Annotated in this window: 12 protein-coding genes and 1 other RNA gene; 5 read left to right on the plus strand and 8 right to left on the minus strand. The window is 65.8% G+C overall.

What is annotated here, in order from left to right:
* Positions 1-117 precede the first annotated feature (117 nt).
* The 3 genes from ShzoTeo12_RS09055 to ShzoTeo12_RS09065 all read right to left on the minus strand — a co-directional run bounded on the left by ShzoTeo12_RS09055 (position 118) and on the right by ShzoTeo12_RS09065 (position 1,855).
* Positions 118-639 carry a dihydrofolate reductase gene (locus ShzoTeo12_RS09055; RefSeq protein WP_119256046.1) on the minus strand — a complete coding sequence of 174 codons (522 nt, stop codon included), beginning with the start codon at positions 637-639 and terminating at the stop codon, positions 118-120.
* Positions 640-661: 22 nt separating this feature from the next.
* The gene (locus tag ShzoTeo12_RS09060) at positions 662-1,456 is read right to left on the minus strand and encodes a thymidylate synthase (RefSeq protein ID WP_318909306.1); all 795 of its coding nucleotides are present in this window, start codon (positions 1,454-1,456) and stop codon (positions 662-664) included.
* A gap of 87 nt (positions 1,457-1,543) precedes the next feature.
* Positions 1,544-1,855: a DUF2853 family protein gene (locus ShzoTeo12_RS09065; protein WP_318909307.1), complete on the minus strand. Its 312-nt coding sequence runs from the start codon at positions 1,853-1,855 to the stop codon at positions 1,544-1,546.
* A gap of 134 nt (positions 1,856-1,989) precedes the next feature.
* Here ShzoTeo12_RS09065 and ssrA point away from each other — a divergent pair.
* From ssrA to ShzoTeo12_RS09085, 4 genes are all read left to right on the plus strand, one after another.
* Positions 1,990-2,350, plus strand: a transfer-messenger RNA (tmRNA) gene (gene ssrA, locus ShzoTeo12_RS09070).
* A 110-nt stretch (positions 2,351-2,460) separates the two neighbouring features.
* Entirely contained in the window at positions 2,461-2,979 is a 519-nt protein-coding gene (locus tag ShzoTeo12_RS09075; protein ID WP_318909308.1) for an SspB family protein, read from the plus strand.
* 9 nt (positions 2,980-2,988) lie between these two features.
* The gene (locus tag ShzoTeo12_RS09080) at positions 2,989-3,198 is read left to right on the plus strand and encodes a DUF4169 family protein (protein WP_318909310.1); all 210 of its coding nucleotides are present in this window, start codon (positions 2,989-2,991) and stop codon (positions 3,196-3,198) included.
* A 69-nt stretch (positions 3,199-3,267) separates the two neighbouring features.
* On the plus strand, positions 3,268-3,498 hold the full coding sequence (locus ShzoTeo12_RS09085; protein WP_313192806.1) for a ribbon-helix-helix domain-containing protein: 231 nt from the start codon (positions 3,268-3,270) through the stop codon (positions 3,496-3,498).
* Here ShzoTeo12_RS09085 and ShzoTeo12_RS09090 read toward each other — a convergent pair.
* From ShzoTeo12_RS09090 to ShzoTeo12_RS09105, 4 genes are all read right to left on the minus strand, one after another.
* On the minus strand, positions 3,491-7,279 hold the full coding sequence (locus ShzoTeo12_RS09090; RefSeq protein WP_318909313.1) for an AsmA-like C-terminal region-containing protein: 3,789 nt from the start codon (positions 7,277-7,279) through the stop codon (positions 3,491-3,493). The genes ShzoTeo12_RS09085 and ShzoTeo12_RS09090 overlap by 8 nt on opposite strands.
* Positions 7,280-7,321: 42 nt before the next feature.
* Entirely contained in the window at positions 7,322-8,743 is a 1,422-nt protein-coding gene (locus tag ShzoTeo12_RS09095) for an FAD-binding oxidoreductase (RefSeq protein WP_318909314.1), read from the minus strand.
* A 95-nt stretch (positions 8,744-8,838) separates the two neighbouring features.
* Positions 8,839-11,997, minus strand: coding sequence for an efflux RND transporter permease subunit (locus ShzoTeo12_RS09100; protein WP_318909315.1), 3,159 nt, complete (start codon positions 11,995-11,997; stop codon positions 8,839-8,841).
* Positions 11,997-13,157 (minus strand): efflux RND transporter periplasmic adaptor subunit, encoded by a 1,161-nt coding sequence (locus ShzoTeo12_RS09105; RefSeq protein ID WP_318909316.1) that lies wholly within the window; start codon positions 13,155-13,157, stop codon positions 11,997-11,999. Before ShzoTeo12_RS09105 ends, ShzoTeo12_RS09100 begins: the two co-directional genes overlap by 1 nt.
* A 332-nt stretch (positions 13,158-13,489) precedes the next feature.
* Between ShzoTeo12_RS09105 and ShzoTeo12_RS09110 the strand changes: the two genes are divergently transcribed.
* Positions 13,490-15,952, plus strand: coding sequence for an ATP-dependent helicase (locus ShzoTeo12_RS09110; protein WP_318912425.1), 2,463 nt, complete (start codon positions 13,490-13,492; stop codon positions 15,950-15,952).
* A gap of 129 nt (positions 15,953-16,081) precedes the next feature.
* Here ShzoTeo12_RS09110 and ShzoTeo12_RS09115 read toward each other — a convergent pair whose 3' ends face one another.
* The gene (locus ShzoTeo12_RS09115) at positions 16,082-17,293 is read right to left on the minus strand and encodes a DUF2778 domain-containing protein (RefSeq protein ID WP_318909318.1); all 1,212 of its coding nucleotides are present in this window, start codon (positions 17,291-17,293) and stop codon (positions 16,082-16,084) included.
* Between the last annotated feature and the right edge of the window lie 239 nt (positions 17,294-17,532).

Below are 17,532 nucleotides of genomic sequence, written 5' to 3' on the forward strand. Positions count from 1 at the left end.
GATTGTTTCGCCGCGCAACGCTAGGTGAACCCGTTATAGGTATCCCTCGGGCACCTTTCAACAAATCCACGGCGCGTTGCGCGCCCGTGCGGCAAAATAGTTCGTGATCGGCGAAATTCAGGCGGTTTTCCGGCGCCGCCAGGTGACGAAGCGCATGGCGTGGCTGTCCTTCTCGCCCTGCGGGATGGGCTCCTCGACGACCTTGTCGAAAAGGCCGGGGTCGATATCCGGAAACCGCGTGTCGCCCTCGACCTCCGCCTCGACATACGTCACGTGGAGGATATCGGCGCGGTCGAAGACCTGCGCATAGATTTGCCCGCCGCCGATGACGCAGATCTCGTCGACGCCGAGCGCCTCGGCCGCGCGGCCCGCCGCCGCCAGTCCCTCGTCGAGCGAGGCGACCACCTCCGCGCCGGGCGCGGAAAAGGCCCTGTCGCGGGTGATGACGATATTCGGGCGCCCCGGCAGCGGCCGGCCGATCGAATCCCAGGTCCTGCGCCCCATCAGCACCGGCTTGCCGAGGGTCAGCGCCTTGAAGCGCTTGAGATCGGAAGGCAGCCGCCACGGCAGGTCGCCGTCGCGACCGATCACGCCGTTTCTCGCAACGGCCACGACGAGAACGATCCTGGCTTCACTCATGCGGCTCGGGCTCTCCTGGAAATCAGACGGCAATGGGTGCCTTGATATTTGAATCGGCTTCGTAGCCGATCAGGGTGAAGTCCTCGAATTTGAAGGAGAAAAGGTCCTTCACATCGGGATTGATCTTCATGAAGGGCAAGGGCTTCGGCCGGCGCTTCATCTGCTCGCGCACCTGCTCGAAATGGTTGGAATAGATATGGGCATCGCCCAGCGTGTGCACGAAGTCGCCCGGCTGCAGCCCGCTCACCTGCGCCACCATCATGGTGAGGAGCGCGTAAGAAGCAATATTGAATGGCACGCCGAGGAAGATGTCGGCGGAGCGCTGGTAGAGCTGGCAGGAGAGCTTGCCGTCCGACACGTAGAACTGGAAGAGGCAATGGCAGGGCGGCAGCGCCATATCATCGACGAGCGCCGGATTCCAGGCCGAGACGATATGCCGGCGGGAATTCGGATTGTTGCGGATGCTGTCGAGGACGGCGACGATCTGGTCGAGATGCCGGCCGTCATGGGTCGGCCAGGAGCGCCACTGGTAGCCGTAGACCGGGCCGAGGTCGCCGTTGTCGTCGGCCCATTCGTCCCAGATGGTGACGCCGTTGTCGCGCAGATAGGCGATGTTCGTGTCGCCCTTCAGGAACCACAGCAGCTCGTGGATGATGGAGCGCAGGTGCAGCTTCTTGGTGGTCAGCACCGGGAAACCTTCGGAAAGGTCGAAGCGCATCTGGTGGCCGAAGACGCCGCGCGTGCCGGTGCCGGTCCGGTCACCCCGGTCGGTGCCGTTTTCCATCACATGGGCGAGAAGGTCGAGATACTGCTGCATGGTCGCCGCCGATTCGTTGTCCAGCGTTCGATACTAGAGCCGAAGCGGCGGCGGCCAAAGGGCGAAATGGGATTTTCCCGGCTTTCCTCAGGCGAGCGCGCCGAGCTGTCCGAGTTCCTTGGCGGTGAGATAGTAGAAGGTCACGCGCGACTTGGAGCGGTCGTCGGCCATCGCCTTGCAGACGGCCTCGACGGCCTTGTCGGCGGCGTCGCCCGTGATGCCGAGCTTCTTGCCACACCACTTTTCCTTTACGCGGTTGAGTTCTTCGGGGTCGGAGCAGGAGACGAGCGAGGAGTCGCGGTTGCGCAGGGCGATGCCCAGATGGCTCACGATCTTCTTGACGATGGCCTCGTCGGCACCGCTGTCATACTTGCGGACATCTGCGAGATAGTCGGTCATGGTGTCTCCTCTACGATCATTCGGCTGCCGCCGTCATGGGGGTCCCGCCGCATGCCCATGTTTTTCAACGCATGGCGGCAAGTCAAGCGCTAATGAACGCCTGCCCGACCGCGGGGCAAAATCTCTGTCACAAAGCCCTTTTCTTGCGCGCCCGGAATGCCTATATGTGAAGTGCTGCTTCGGCAGCTATGGCAATAAACGGGCGGTGTAATAAACCCATTGGACCCGGGGGCGGTACCCGGCGCCTCCACCAAAAACCGGTCGATTTCGACGGACCGGCTTTTGATGGGGGCGAAATAGGATCGACAAGGGCGTAAAGATCGACTTTTTGCTCGGCATTGTACCACCGTTATCGGGCTAAACTTGTAGTTGCAAACGACAACTATGCGGAAGCTCGTCTCGCTGCCTAATGGCGGTGTGACACTTCACTCAAAGTCCTGACGGGTCGCACCGGCAGGCGGGGTCCGAAGGCACCTGGCAACAGAAGCCTTCACCTTCTCCAATCCCTTGAAATGGTCTATAGCTGTGCCAGATGACTCGTGCCGGAAGGCATGAAGCAAACGAAGAATGCCCGAATACAAGGGCAGGAAGAAAGACAGGAACGGATGGCGCAAGACCACATTCGCTACGACATTCTCGCCCAGGACGCGCTGCGCAGCGTCATTCGCAAGGTTCTGTCCGAAGTTGCGGTCACGGGCCATTTGCCCGGTGAGCACCATTTCTTCATCACCTTCCTGACCAACGCCCCCGGCGTGCGCATCTCGCAGCACCTCAAGGCGAAATATGCCGAGCAGATGACCATCGTCATCCAGCACCAGTTCTGGGACCTCAAGGTCACCGAGAGCCTGTTCGAGATCGGCCTCTCCTTCTCCGATACGCCGGAAAAGCTCGTCATCCCCTTCAATGCGATCCGCGGCTTCTACGATCCGTCCGTCAGCTTCGAACTGGAGTTCGACGTGCCGGCGGTCGAGGAGGAGGAGGATCATTCCGCAGAGGTGACGGCCTATCCCGCCGCGCCGGAAAAGGCCGAGGATGCCGCCGAAGAGCCGGCGCCCCCGACCGGCGGCGGCGACAACAAGGGCGGCTCGGTCGTCTCGCTCGATTCCTTCCGCAAGAAGAACTGAGCCCTTCCGATGAGCGGCGACGTCGTCAATCTCCGCCAGTTCCGCAAGCAGAAGGCGCACTCCGACAAGGAGAAGCAGGCCGAGCAGAACCGCATCGCCTTCGGCCGCACGAAGGCGGAGAAATCCCTGACCCGCGCGCTGAACGAAAAGGCGGAAAAGACGCTGGACCAGGGCCGCCTCAAGCGGCCCGGCGATGCCCCGGATGGCGAAAAAGGCTGACATCCCAGCACCTTGCCGGCATCCCCGGAATCGATCCGCCAACGGCCTGAATCATCCTGTGAGGACGGCATGATCCGCAAATATTCCACCACGCTGCATGGCCACCGCACGAGCTTCTCGCTCGAACCGGCATTCCATGACGAGCTGAAACGCATCGCGGACGCGCGCGCCATGCCGCTGGCGGCCCTCCTGCGGGAGATCGACGATGCGCGCGGTGTCGAGGGCAACCTGTCCTCGGCGCTGCGTCTCTTCGTCCTGCAATGGCTGAAGCAGCGGGCGGGCGACGCCCCGCTCAATTGACGCCGGGCAGCGCGTCGAAATTCAGGCTTTGCCCGTTGCCGACGGGCGGCAACTCGCCGCCGCGCTCGACGCCCTCCTCCGGCGAGACCGGCAGGCGGCGGCGTGCGGCCTCCTCTTCGGCCTTGCGCGCGTCCTCGGCGGCCTTCTGTTCTGCAAGGCGTCTCGCCTGCTCCTGCGTTTCCGCCTCGCGGCGCGCATCCTCGGCAGCCTTGCGCTTTGCCTCTTCGGCGGCCTGCGCGGCGCGCTCCTGCTCGGCCCGCGCGCGCGCTTCGGCGCGCAGGCGCTCTTCCTCCTCCATCCGCAGCCGCGCCGCCTCGGCCTCCGCCGCGCGTGCCTCGGCGCGTGCGCGATAGAGCGCGGCTTCCCGGCGCAGCCGCTGCTTCTCCAGCACGTTGGCCTGCAATGTCTCCACGCGCCGCCGCTCCGTCTCGAAACGGCGCAGCGACAGGTAATTGGCAAGCGGCTGGACATCGAGCTCGACGCCCGGCGCGTCCACAAGGCCGCGATAGCCGAGCGCCACTTCCGGCTCCGCCCCGGCGAGCGCCTCCTCGCCGGCCTTGTAGGTCACGGCGAGCCGGCCGGTCATGCTCTCATCGGCAAGGTCGATATCCGCATCGCCGGAAAGCGCCGCCTTGCCGTCTTCCGCCGTGACGTTCTGGACGCGCAGCTTGCCGCTGGCGATCGCGAAGGGAATGCGCACGGTCCCCAGCGCCGCCTCGCCTTTCAGCACGGCATCCGCGGCAAAGCCGGCGACCCGCTCGGGCGTGACATCGCCTTCGATCCGGTCCGCGGCCGAAAGCAGCGAAGGGAACGCCCCGGTATCGATGCCGCGCACGACGAAATCTGCCACCCGCGCCTCGCCCGAACCGCTCGCGCCTTCGGCCATGGCCTGCACACTCTTGCCGGACGCGTCCACGGCAAGCGTCACATCCGCCTTGCCGCCCGCGATCGCGCCGTCGGGGCTCGCCCAGACGATTTTCGACAGATCGGCCCCGGAAAGCGCGGCCCGCGCCTCGAACAACCCGTTCTCCTCGGAATTCGCCACCTTGAGGCGGCCCGAAAGCTTGCCGCCCAGCCAGTCACCGGCCATGTCCGTCAGCGTCAGCTCGCCGCCCTTCCAGGCAAGATTGCCCTTGAACCCCTCCACCGCGCCGTAAAGCCCCGGCCAGAATGCGCCGGCCTCGAGCGCAACGGTAAGGTCCGCATTCTCAAGCAGCGGCCGGCCGAGCGGCGCGGCATTGAGCCCGCCTTCCACGGCATCAGTCACGGGCCCCGCCACGGCCTCGGCAAGGAAGGCGAAGTCGAGGGTGTCGAATCGAAGGGCGCCGGTTCCGGCAAGCGTAGGAGCCGTCCGGTCGAGCGTCAGCCTGCCGGAAAAGCCGTTGCGGTCGGCCTCGCCGGCGATATCCGTGATGGCGACGGCTTCAGCGCTGTTGTCGACCGATGCCTGCAAGGTCAGCGGCAGCCCCGCGCCGCCCTGCGGCAATGCGATGCCGTTCATCATCAGATAGGGCTCGATATCGTCGCTCTTCGCCGAAAGGGTGAGCGCCCCCGTCAGGAAGTCCGCCGCCGAAAGCGCCGCCGTGCCCCTAGCCGAGATCGATGTCTTGCCGGCATTGAACGCCGCCGAGACCGTCGCCGGCCCCTCCTCCGGCTGCTCGACGCTGAAGGTGACGCTGCCGTCGGGATCGGCGTCGAAGGGAAGCGGATCGAGGCCCAACTGGCCGGCCAGCACCACGGATTGCGGATTGAAGAGGCTGCCCTCCAGCGCAAAGCCGCGCCCTTCCAGAAGCTGCGCAAGACCGGACGCCGAGAGCTTGAGATCGACACGCCCGTCATTGACCGGCCCCGCCAGCGCGAAGGTGGCGGGACCACCCTCCTCCCCGGAAACGGCGGCGCGCAGCGACAGGTTCGCATTGTCGTAGTAGCCGGCATCGGCGACGAAGCGGGTGAGCAGCGGATGGGCCGGCAGGTGGCGCGCCAGGAGATCGGCGACGGGCTGCATGGCATCCGCCTTGAGCGTCACGTCGAGCCCGGCGCTCGGCTCGGTCAGCGTGCCGCCGAGCGTGCCTTTCGCCGAAAGCCCAGCTCCCGCGAGCGAGGCGACATCGAAGCGGCTGAGCGTGAGAAGCCCGTCCTTGGCGGACAGCACGGCCTCGACGCCATCGGCCCTTTCGCCGAAGGCACTTAGATGATCCGCCTTGATATCGAGCGCGATGGAATGGCCGAGCACGGCCGGCAGCGAGGCATCGCCGGCAAAGAGCCCGGCAAGGGCCTGCAGCGAATCCAGCTCCACCTCGTCGCCGCGCAGTTGCAGCGAAAGCGTCGGGGCCGCGTCGGCGCGGGATTCGCGCTCCAGCCGGCCGGTGAGCGAGGCGCCGTCCACGGCGATTTCGAGGTTTTCGAAACGCTGCAAATCGTCGTTGAGGTTCACGTCGGCCGAAAAGCCCGCGGTCTTCAGCCTGCGAATTTCCGGATCGACGGAACCGGCCAGCCAGGTGGCAAGGCCGGATGGCTGATTGGACGCCACCAGCAGATTGCCGACGAAGCCGCGATTGTTCCGGAGCGTCAGGCGACCCTTGGCCTCCAGCGCTGTTCGGCCGGGCAATTGCGCATCCGCGCGGTCGATCCGCCAGCTATTGCCGTCCGGCTTCACATCGAGGCGGATCTCGCGCACCGTCGTATCTCCAACGACCACGGCGGGCAGGAACAGGCTCGCCCGCCCCGGCACCTGCGGAATGGGGATATCGGCGGCGATCGCCAGCAGCGCCTGGAGCCGCTGGCGGGCGGAGACCTGCGGGTTGCGGCCGGTCTTGCCGCCCTCTCCCTTGTTGCCGATGCGGCTGACGTCGATCTGCTGGCCGTCGGCGATCAGCAGGAATTCCGGCGCACGACCCGTATCGAGCGTCGCCTCGCCGGTCACCACATAGGGATCGTCCTGCGGTCCGGCCTCCAGCCGGTATTCGGGAACGCGGATGCGCTCGTTGGAAAGCTCGAATTTTCCGGCGACGCGGATCGGATCGGCCGTCGCCTCGCCCTTGGGACGGGGCTTTTCCGCAAGCGTGAAGCCGCCCTGGTATTGCGGCCGGAAGTCCACCACCTTCAGCACGCCGTCGAGATCGGCGCTGAAGGACAGCCGGTCCGGCACGATACGGGCGCGCATCGAGAGCTCGCCATTCTCCACCTGCCCGCTCGCGAGTTGGAAGGCGCCGGTCTCTCCGTCGAGCGCCGCACGCCCGTCGATGCGCCACGGCCCGCCGAGCGACTTGGCCGAAACCTGCGCGTCGAGGCCGGTGACGTGGCGCGTGCGGCCGGTCTGCTCGTCGACAAACTCGATCTCGCCGCCGGTGATCGCAACGTTTTCGAGGATGACCGTCTTGGCGGGAATGTCGGATTTCAGGCCGCGCGCCCAGTCGAGCGTACCATCGGAAAACAGCTTGACGCGCGCCTTCGGCTCCTCGATGCGCATGTCGAAGATCAGCGCCTCGCCGGAAAGGAACGGCGCAAGCTCCGCATCCATGGAAAAACGCGCGACCTCCACCAGCGGCTTGCCGTCCTCCGGCGCGCCGACGCGCACGTCGCTCAGCGTGACGGAGGGAAACGGCAGCAGCCGCGCATCGACGCTGCCATGCACGGTGACGGGACGCCCCATGATGCGGCTCGCTTCGCGCTCGAAATCCTGCCGGAAGCTGGTCCAGTCGACGAAGAGCGGGGCAAGCAGCGCCGCGAACAGCGCCACGACCACCACGCCGCCGACAAAGAGCCCGATCCTAGAAAGCACGCCGCATGCCTCGAATTCCGTTCAATCGCTTCACGATAACGTCTAATTCTCCGGCAGGGTCGAAAAAATCTTGCCGGGGTTGAGAATGTTGTCGGGGTCGAGCGCCTGCTTGATCTGCCGCATCAGATGCACCGCGCCGCCGAGCTCGCCCGGCAGGAAGGCCTGCTTGCCCTGCCCAATGCCGTGTTCGCCCGTGCAGGTGCCGTCCATGGCGAGCGCGCGCGCATTGAGCCGGGTGACGAAGGCCTCGACCCCGGCGATCTGCGCCGCGTCCTTGTCGTCGAAGATCAGGCTGACATGGAAATTGCCGTCGCCGGCATGGCCGACGATGGGCGCCAGCAGGCCGTGTTCCTCGATGTCCCGTTCCGTCTCGGCCACGCAATCGGCCAGCCGGGAGATCGGCACGCAGACATCCGTCGCGATGGCGGCATAGCCGGGATGCAGCGCCTTGGACGCCCAGTAGACATTGTGCCGCGCCTTCCAGAGCCTGGCGCGCTCCTCCGCGTCCGCCGTCCACTGGAACGCGCCGCCGCCGCATTCGGCCGCAATGGCGCCGAACTCCTCCGATTGCAGCCGGACATTTTCCTCATTGCCGTGGAATTCGAGGAAGAGCGTCGGCTGCTCCGGCAGGGCGAGGCCCGAATAGGCGTTGCACGCCTTGATCTGCAGCGTGTTGAGCAGCTCGATGCGCGCGACGGGAATGCCGAGCTGGATCGTCATGATCACCGCATTGCAGGCGTCCTTCAATGTCGGAAAGCCGCAGATGCCGCCGGCGATCACCGCGGGAATGCCCTGGAGGCGCAGCGTGACCGAGGTCAGGACGCCGAGCGTTCCCTCCGCGCCGACGAAGAGGCGGGTGAGATCGTAGCCGGCCGAGGACTTCCTGGCACGGCGGGCGGTGCGGATCTCCTCGCCCGTCGCCGTCACGGCGGTCACGGCAAGCACATTGTCCTTCATCGTGCCGTAGCGCACCGCATTGGTGCCGGAGGCGCGCGTCGAGGTCATGCCACCGATCGAGGCATTGGCGCCGGGATCGATGGGGAAGAAAAGGCCGGTGTCGCGCAAATAGAGGTTCAGCTCCTCGCGGGTGATGCCGGGCTCGACCGTGCAGTCGAGGTCCTCGGCATTGACCTCAAGCACACGCTTCATGTTACTGAAATCGATGGAGATGCCGCCCTCGGGCGCATTCACCTGCCCCTCCAGCGAGGAGCCCGTGCCGAAGGGAACGACCGGCACCTTGAGTTCGGCGCAAAGGCCGACGACCGCCTTCACCTCCTCGGCATTCTCCACGAAGACGACCCCGTCGGGAAGTTGGGCGGGAATATAGGTGGTGGTATGCGCGTGCTGGGCGCGCATCGCCTCGCCCGTCTGCAATCGCGGCCCGAAGCGCTCCGCAAGGCGCGCCAGCGCCTCGGCAATGCCAGCCTCGTTGCGCGCCCCGGTCCTGATATCCGCCAATGCCATCGTAACGTCCTCACATTCGTGGGGATTTACTCAGCAAATTGCCGCCCGGCTGTCCAGCCGCAATATCGGCTTGTCGCCACCTTTGCCGGCGGCGATCACTCGGCCGCCAGCGGCAGGACCTCGGCCTCATCGCCCTTTGCGAGCATGCGCGCATGCTCCAGCTCGGCGGCAAGACGCTTTTCCTCGTCGGCATGGGGGCTGGTGAAGCGGGCGATCACCAGATAGGCGACCGGCGTCAGGTACAGCGTCACCACCGTCGCAAGGCCGAGGCCGCCGACGAGCACCCAGCCGAGCGAGATGCGCGCTTCTGCGCCCGCCCCGCTTGCCAGCACCAGCGGCACCGCGCCGACGACGGTGGCGATCATCGTCATCAGCACGGGACGCAGGCGGATGTTCGAGGCGTTCTCGATGGCGCTGCGGATATCCTGCCCGCGGTCGCGGAGCTGGTTGGCGAATTCCACGATAAGGATACCGTTCTTCGCCATGATGCCGACGAGCAGCACGAGGCCGATCTGGCTGTAGATGTTGAGCGTCGTCCCCGTCAGGATCATCGCGAAGACGGCGCAGGCAAGCCCGAGCGGCACCGTCACCATGATGATGATGGAGCTGACGAAACTTTCGAACTGCGCCGACAGCACGAGGAAGATGATGGCGATGGCGAAGCCGAAGGTGATGACGAGGCCACTCGAATTCTCCTGCAGCGTCGCGGCTTCCGCCATCGGCATCAGGCGCGAGCCCTCCGGCAGCAGCGGTTCGGCCATGTCCTGCACCATCTTCAGCGCATCGCCGAGCGCCAGCCCGTCCTTAAGGCCGGCGGAAAGCGAGACGGCGCGAAGCTGCTGCTCGCGCGAGAGCTGCGGCGCGACGGCCTTTTCCTCCAGCGAGGCGATGGAGGACATCGGCACGATCTTGCCGTCGCCGGTCTTGAGGAAGATGTTCTCCAGGTCCATCGGGTCGTTGATCGGCGTCGTGGTGGAGGAGAGCTTGACCGGATAGGCCTGCCCCTCGACATAGACGTCGACGACGCTGGTGCCCTCCAGCATCGCCTGCAGCGCGGCGGCAAGGCCGGTGATGTCGATGCCGAGATCGGCGGCGCGCTCGCGGTCGATCGTCACCGAAAGCTGCGCCTGGTTGGCCTCGTAGTTGAGACGCACGTTCTGGAAGCGGCCACTATCCTCGATCTTGCGCACGAGTTCGGCCGCCGCACTGCCGAGCTTGGTATAGTCGTTGCCGACGAGGGCCACCTGCAGGCCGTTGCCGGCGCCGCGGATGCCGAGGCTGTTCGGCTGCATGGTGAAGGCGCGCACGGACGGCACCGTCGCCACGGCGGCGTTGATGTCCTGCACGATCTGCTGCTGCGTGCGGTCGCGCTCGCTCCACGGCGCCAGCGTCAGCACCATGAAGCCGCTGTTCGTCGAGCCGCCCTGCCCCGAAATGGAGAAGATGTTGACGATCTCGCCGTCGTCGTAGAGCGGACGCAGCTTGTTCTCGACCACCTTCATCTGGTCCTGCGCATAATCGAGCGACACGCCCTGCGGCGCGTTCACGCGCAGCATGACCATCGACCGGTCCTCGCTCGGCGTCAGTTCCGACTTGATCGTGAAGAACGAGGTTGCCCCCGCCGCCGTGAAGAGTAGCGCCACGAGGAAGACGACGAAGGGCGCGCCGAGGCAGGCACTCAGCGTCGAGCGATAGAAGCGCGAGGCCGCCCCGCCGATGCGGGCGAGAATGCCGGTATGCTCGTGCTTGACCTCCCTGGTCAGCATGCGCGAGGCGAGCATCGGGCAGAGCGTCAGCGCCACGAAGGAGGAGAGCAGCACGGCGAAGGCCAGCACGAAGCCGAATTCGCGGAAGAGACGCCCCGCTTGCCCCGGCAGGAACGAGAGCGGCACGAAGACGGCGGCGAGCGTCGCGGTCGTCGCGATGACGGCGAAGAACACTTCGAGCGTGCCGTGGATCGCCGCCGCGCGCGGCTTCAGCCCCTCGGCGCGCCGGCGCACGATGTTTTCCAGCACCACGATGGCGTCGTCCACCACGAGGCCCGTCGCCAGCACGATGGCCAGCAGCGTCAGGATGTTGACGGAGAAGCCGGCCATGTAGATGGCCGCGATTGTGCCGATCAGCGCGATGGGCATGCTGATCGTCGGAATGAGCGTCGCGCGCCAGTCGAGCAGGAAGAGATAGATGACGAGCGTCACGATCAGCACGGCGACGACGAGTGCGATCTCCACTTCGTGGATGGCGCCGTCGATGAAGACGGCATCGTCGCTGGTGATCTTGAGTTGGGTGCCCTCGGGCAGGATGGTACCGAGGCGCGAGACCATCTGCTTCACGCCCTCGGAAATGTCGAGGGTGTTGGACTGCGCCTGGCGGATGATGCCGAGGCCGATGCCCTGGCGGCCGTTGGAACGCAGCGCCGTCGAGCCCTCGTCCGGCCCCAGCGTCACCATGGCGATGTCGCCGAGGCGCACGCGGTTCTTGAGGATCAGGTTCTCGAAGTCGGAGGGCTTGGCAAGGTCGGCCGTCGCGCGCACCGTAATGTCCTGGCTGCGGCTCTTCAGCGAGCCGGCCGGCACGTCGAAGGCGGCGGTCGCCAGCGCGTTGCGCAGGTCCGCCACCGTCAGGCCGCGTGCCGCGAGCTTCGACTGGTCGACGTCGACGCGGAAGATCTTCTCCTGGTCGCCATAGACGGCGACGTCCGCGACCCCCTCGACCGAGGCGAGACGGTCGGTGATCTCGTTCTCGGCGAGCAGCGTCAGGTCTTCGAGCGACTGCGTGTCGGAGGTCAGCGCAAGCCGCATGATCGGCTGGCTGTCCGCATCGGCCTTCACGACGCGGGGCTCCTCGGCGCCGTCCGGAATCTTGTTGGCCACCCGGCCGAGCGCATCGCGCACGTCGTTGGCGGCCTGGTTGACGTCCGTCGTATCCGAGAACTGCAGCGTCACGCGGCTGCGCGCGAAGGACGAGACCGAGGAGATATCCTTGATGCCCTGCACGCGGGAGACCGCGCCTTCGATGACGTCGGTCAGCTCGCGGTCCACCGTCTCGGGCGAAGCGCCGTCGAAAGTGGTCGTCACGCTGATGACCGGCTGGTCGACGGAAGGAAGCTCGCGAATCTCCACGCCGTTGAACGCGGCAAGGCCGGCGACGACGATCAGCGTATTGAGGACGAGGGCGAAGATCGGCCGCCGAATGAAGAGCGCGGTAAAGCCCGCCGTGCCGGTATCGTTGAGCCCGCCTGCCTCACCCGACATCACGAGCCCTCCGTCACGGCGGGGGTCTTCTCCTCGGCCGTGCGCACCGCGCCGCCCGGGCGCAGCGTCTGCACGCCTTCCGTGACGACGGCGTCGCCCTCGGCAAGCGCGGCCTTCACCAGCACCTTGTCGGGATTGCGCTGGACGATATGCACCGGAACCCGCTCGACCGTGTCGCCCTTGAGCTTCCAGATATAGGAGCCGTCGGCGCTCCACTGGATCGCCAGCGGATCGACGCTCGGATAGAAGTCGCCTTCGAAGCGCATGTTCACCTGGAAGGACATGCCGGCGCGCAGCACGTCTTCGGGATTGCTGATGCGTGCCCGCACCCGCAACGTCCGGCTTTCCTGCTCGATGCGGTTGTCGACGGCCTGGATCTTGCCGGTGAAGGTCTCCCCCGGCCGCGCGACGGCCGTCGCCGTCAGGTCGCTGCCGACGCGCACGCTGGTGGCGAAGCGCTCCGGCACCCAGTAGTCGACGAGGATTTCCGAGCGGTCGTCGATGCGGGCGATCGCCGAGGCGGTGGTGACGTAATCGCCGGGATTGACCGAAATGATGCCGACCACGCCGCTATAGGGCGCGGTGATGTCGCGGCGGCGGAGCGTCAGTTCCGCATTCCTGAGGGCAAGTTCCGCCGCCTTCAGCACGGTCTCGGCATCCTGCAGGTCGGCAAGGCTGGTGGAGGAGCGCAGGTTCTGGATGCGCTTGAGCTTCTGCTCCGCGCTGTCGCGGGCGACGCGCGCCTGGTCGGCGGCGATCTTCTGCTCGTCGCTGTCGAGCCGGGCGATCACCTGCCCCTGTTCCACGCGCTCGCCGGATTCGACGAGGACTTCCGTGAGGTTGCCGGTCGAATAGGGCGTGACCGTCACGGTGCGGATCGCCTCACCGTCACCGATGGCGTTCAGCCGGTCGTTGACGACGGCCATGGCGACGGGCCTTGTGGCGACGAGCGTCGGCCCGCCGCCGAAACCGCGGCGTCCACCACCCTCTTTCCCGCCTTCGGCCTTGCCGTCACCGGCCGGCGCAATGGCCGCGACGAGCCCTTCGGGCAGACCCGCGGCCTCCAGCATGCCGTTCGCTCCCGGAACGAAGCGGCCCCAAAGCAACACCCCCGCCGCGATCACGCCAAGGCCGATGAGGAGCTGTTTCCAAACCCGCATGCACACACTCTCCGATGGAAGCGAAACATCGCCTGTTGCGACGCGACATAGAGCAAGTATCCCGCTTTGGAAATGAACCGGCAATGAAAGAGTACGATCATTACGAAATTGTAAGATAGCCGGGCCGGTCTGTTACCGAAATGTAAGAAAAAGTGGAGAATTCCGCCGAGCCGGACCTCCTCTCCCTCGACGGGGACGCCGTCTCCGCCGGCGGCCTCGCAAGGGCCCGGACGGCGGCGGTTTCCACAATCTTTCGGCCCTCGTCCTTCCCCGCGGAATAAAAGCAGAACGGAAAACTGGCCTTTCGGGACCGAATCACTACATTGAGCCGCATGATCAGCGGTTACGACGACATTCCCTTCTTCGACGAGGACCCGCAGCTCGGTGGAAAGCCCGCGGCACCGGCCAAGCCGGCCGGCGGCCTCGGCATCGCCGCACGCGCCATGGCGGCCCGCGATGCCAACCGGGCGCCGGACTATCTCTCCGGCCTCAATCCCGAGCAGCGCGAGGCGGTCGAGACGCTCGACGGCCCCGTTCTGGTGCTCGCCGGCGCCGGCACCGGCAAGACGCGGGTGCTCACCACCCGCATCGCCCATATCCTCGCCACCGGCCGCGCCTTCCCCAGCCAGCTCCTCGCCGTGACCTTCACCAACAAGGCGGCGCGCGAGATGAAGGAACGCATCGGCCTCCTCGTCGGCGGCGCGGTCGAGGGCATGCCCTGGCTCGGCACCTTCCACTCCATCGGCGTCAAGCTGCTGCGCCGCCACGCCGAACTCGTCGGCCTCAGGTCGGACTTCTCGATCCTCGACACCGACGACGTGGTGCGCCTGATCAAGCAGATCCTCCAGGCCGAGGGCATCGACGACAAGCGCTGGCCGGCCAAGCAGTTCGCCGGCATGATCGACACCTGGAAGAACAAGGGCCTCGACCCGGCGCAAATTCCGGAAGGCGATGCGCGCGCCTTCGCCAACGGCAAGGGCCGCGAGCTCTACGTCGCCTACCAGAACCGCCTGAAGACGCTGAACGCCTGCGATTTCGGCGACCTGCTGCTGCATCCGATCCGCATGTTCCGGGCCAATCCCGACGTGCTCGCCGAATATCACCAGAAGTTCCGCTACATCCTCGTCGACGAGTACCAGGACACCAACACCGCACAATATATGTGGCTGCGCCTCCTCGCCCAGCGCCCCAAGGGCACGCCGCAGAACGTCTGCTGCGTCGGCGACGACGACCAGTCGATCTATGGCTGGCGCGGCGCGGAGGTCGACAACATCCTGCGCTTCGAGAAAGATTTCCCGGGCGCCAAAGTCATCAAGCTGGAGCGCAACTATCGCTCCACCGCCCATATCCTCGGCGCCGCCGGCCATCTGATCGCCCATAACGAGGACCGGCTGGGCAAGACGCTCTTCACCGACAGGCACGACCCCGACGACGACAAGGTCGTCGTGCACGCCCCTTGGGATTCCGAGGAAGAGGCCCGCGCCGTCGGCGAGGAGATCGAGCAGCTCCAGCGCAAGGGCCACAAGCTGAACGACATGGCGATCCTCGTGCGCGCCTCCTTCCAGATGCGCGAATTCGAAGACCGCTTCGTCACACTCGGCCTCAACTATCGCGTCATCGGCGGCCCACGCTTCTACGAGCGGCTCGAGATTCGTGATGCGCTCGCCTATTTCCGCCTCGTCAGCCAGCCGGCCGACGACCTCGCCTTCGAGCGTATCGTCAATACGCCGAAGCGCGGCCTCGGCGACATAACGATCCGCGACCTACACAGCTATGCGAGAGCCCGCAACATCCCCATGCTCACGGCGGCGGGCGAGATCATCGAGACGGACGAACTGAAGCCGAAGGCGCGCAAGGCGCTCTTCGACGTCGTCACCGATTTCCGCCGCTGGCAGTCGCTGCAGGAGACGATGCCGCATACCGAGCTTGCCGAGCAGATCCTCGACGAGAGCGGCTATACCGCCATGTGGCAGGCCGACAAGTCGGCCGAGGCGCCGGGGCGGCTGGAAAACCTGAAGGAACTCATCCGCTCGATGGAAGCCTTCGAGTCCATGCGCGGCTTCCTAGAGCACGTCTCGCTCGTGATGGACGCCGAGCAGAACGAGAACCTCGACGCCGTTTCGATCATGACGCTGCACTCGGCCAAGGGCCTCGAATTCGAGACCGTCTTCCTGCCCGGCTGGGAGGAAGGCCTCTTCCCGCACCAGCGCGCGCTCGACGAAGGCGGCCGCTCCGGGCTGGAGGAGGAGCGACGCCTCGCCTATGTCGGCATCACGCGGGCGAAACGCCGCTGCCACATCTGGTTCGTCGAGAATCGACGCATTCACGGCCTCTGGCAATCCACAATACCATCCCGCTTCATCAACGAGTTGCCAGAAAGCCATGTCGAAGTGGCGGAGGTGGAACAGTCCTATGGCGGTTACGGCCGCGGCGGCTACGGCCAGTCGCGCTTCGACAAGCAGGAGCCGTTCCAGAACGCCTATTCGACACCCGGCTGGCGGCGCGCGCAGGCGAACCGCACGGATGCGACGCGGGATAACTGGGGCTCACGCTCCGGCCACGCGGTCGAGCGTATCGGCTACGGCGAGAGCGGCCCGCGCGGCCGCACCATCGAGGGCGAGCTGGTCGCCAAGTCGACCACGAGCGAGCCGTCGCAATTTTCGATCGGCGACCGGGTCTTCCACTTGAAATTCGGCAATGGCAACGTGGCGGCGGTCGAGGGCAACAAGCTGACGATCGATTTCGACCGCGCCGGCCAGAAACGCGTGCTCGACGGCTTCGTCGAGCGGGTGTGACGCGATCACCCTCTGCCTGCCGGCATTTCGCCCAGCGGGAGGCTTTCTCATCGTTCAAAATGGAATGCCAAGGACGCCGCACGTTAAGTCCCTCCCCCTTGTGGGGAGGGATTTAGGGAGGGGTCTCCCTTACGCCCCAGCCTTGCGATAGAGCGCGGCGAGTTGCGTGCGGGAGGAAGGCAGTTCCGGCACCACGACCATCATGGTGACATGGCCGCGCTTGAAGGCATTGAGGAACGGCTCGTAGTTCTGGAAGGCGACGCAGCCGTGCGAGCCCTTCTGGTTACGGAGCAGATTGGTATGCGTCAGCAGGCCCGTGCGGTTCTTCGGATCGCGGCCATCGACCGAGAGCATGCGGATCGCCTCGACGCCGTGGAAACGCTGCTCGCGCATCCTCAGGCGATAGATGCCCTTCGGCGTCGGGCCGCTCATCTTCACATGCTCGTAATTCGGATTGTCGCGCATCTTGCCGATGCCGGAATGGGCGCGCAGCTTGGTGCCGTCGGGCATGTAGACGGTCGCGGCCGAGACGTCGTAGATCGCGACCCGCGTGCCCTTGCCCGGCCAGCCGGTGCTGCTCTTGCCCGAGACGAGGCCGCCGAAGAGCGAGCGCTCCGGCTTGACGATGGCGGCGACGTCCTTGTCGTCGTCCTTGTCCTTGCTTTCCTCGCGGGCGGTGCGGGTGGCGGGCTTTTCCTCCGCCGGCTTGCGCTCGATGGTGACGGTCTCCAGCGCCGGCCGGGCTTCGGGCAGCGGGATTTCACCGAGGATCATATCCTCGTCGGACTTTTCCTCTTCCGGCTTCTTCATCACGAGGCCGAAGGGCTGGAGATCCTTGCGGGCGGAAACGTCATTCGGCAGCAGCGCCGTCACCAGCGCGGGCTGGCCGCTCATGGCCTTCTCCTGTTCTACCGAACGCTCGGCGCGGGCGAAGGCGGCTTCCAGCATCAGGGCCTTGGCCTTCTCGCGCTTGACGGCGGAAGCGAGCTGGACGGAAATCTTGCGCTGATGCGCGGCCTGGATCGCTTCGGCGGTGAGCTGCTTCTGGCGGATCTCGCTCTCGGAGGGCGGCGAAAGGCGCGAGAATTTCGCAACCTTGATCATGCGCGCCGGCTGGTTCTTCTCGACGCCGGGCGTGGCGGTGAGAAGGGAAGCGGCGATATTCTTCTTTCCGTCCGAAAGGGAGGAAGCGGCATCCTGCATCGCGCCGAGCGTCGAAACGACGGCCCAGGCGGACCCGGCAATGACGCCGCAAGCAATCAATGCACCGAGAAGGATACCCCCGGAGCGGCCCCCACGGGATTTCGACGCGGAACGCGCGGAATTGTACACAGACGCCATGATACTCGTTACCCGATACTCGTTACTCGACGCGGCCGCGGAAAAAACAGTCCGAAGGCCTTTACGCTGGCGGCAGTGGGGATCACGCGTCCCGGATGTCTGCCGAACGAGCAAAGAATGACGAAATATGGTAAGCAATTCCTAAACGGCGCCTCATGTTTTTGAAGGAATGCGGCCGGGCGGTCCTCAACACCCGGCAAGCGTGCCTTTCACGAAAATGCGGCGCTGGCGTGTCCGAA

Source organism: Shinella zoogloeoides (assembly GCF_033705735.1).
Taxonomy (GTDB): Bacteria; Pseudomonadota; Alphaproteobacteria; order Rhizobiales; family Rhizobiaceae; genus Shinella; species Shinella zoogloeoides_A.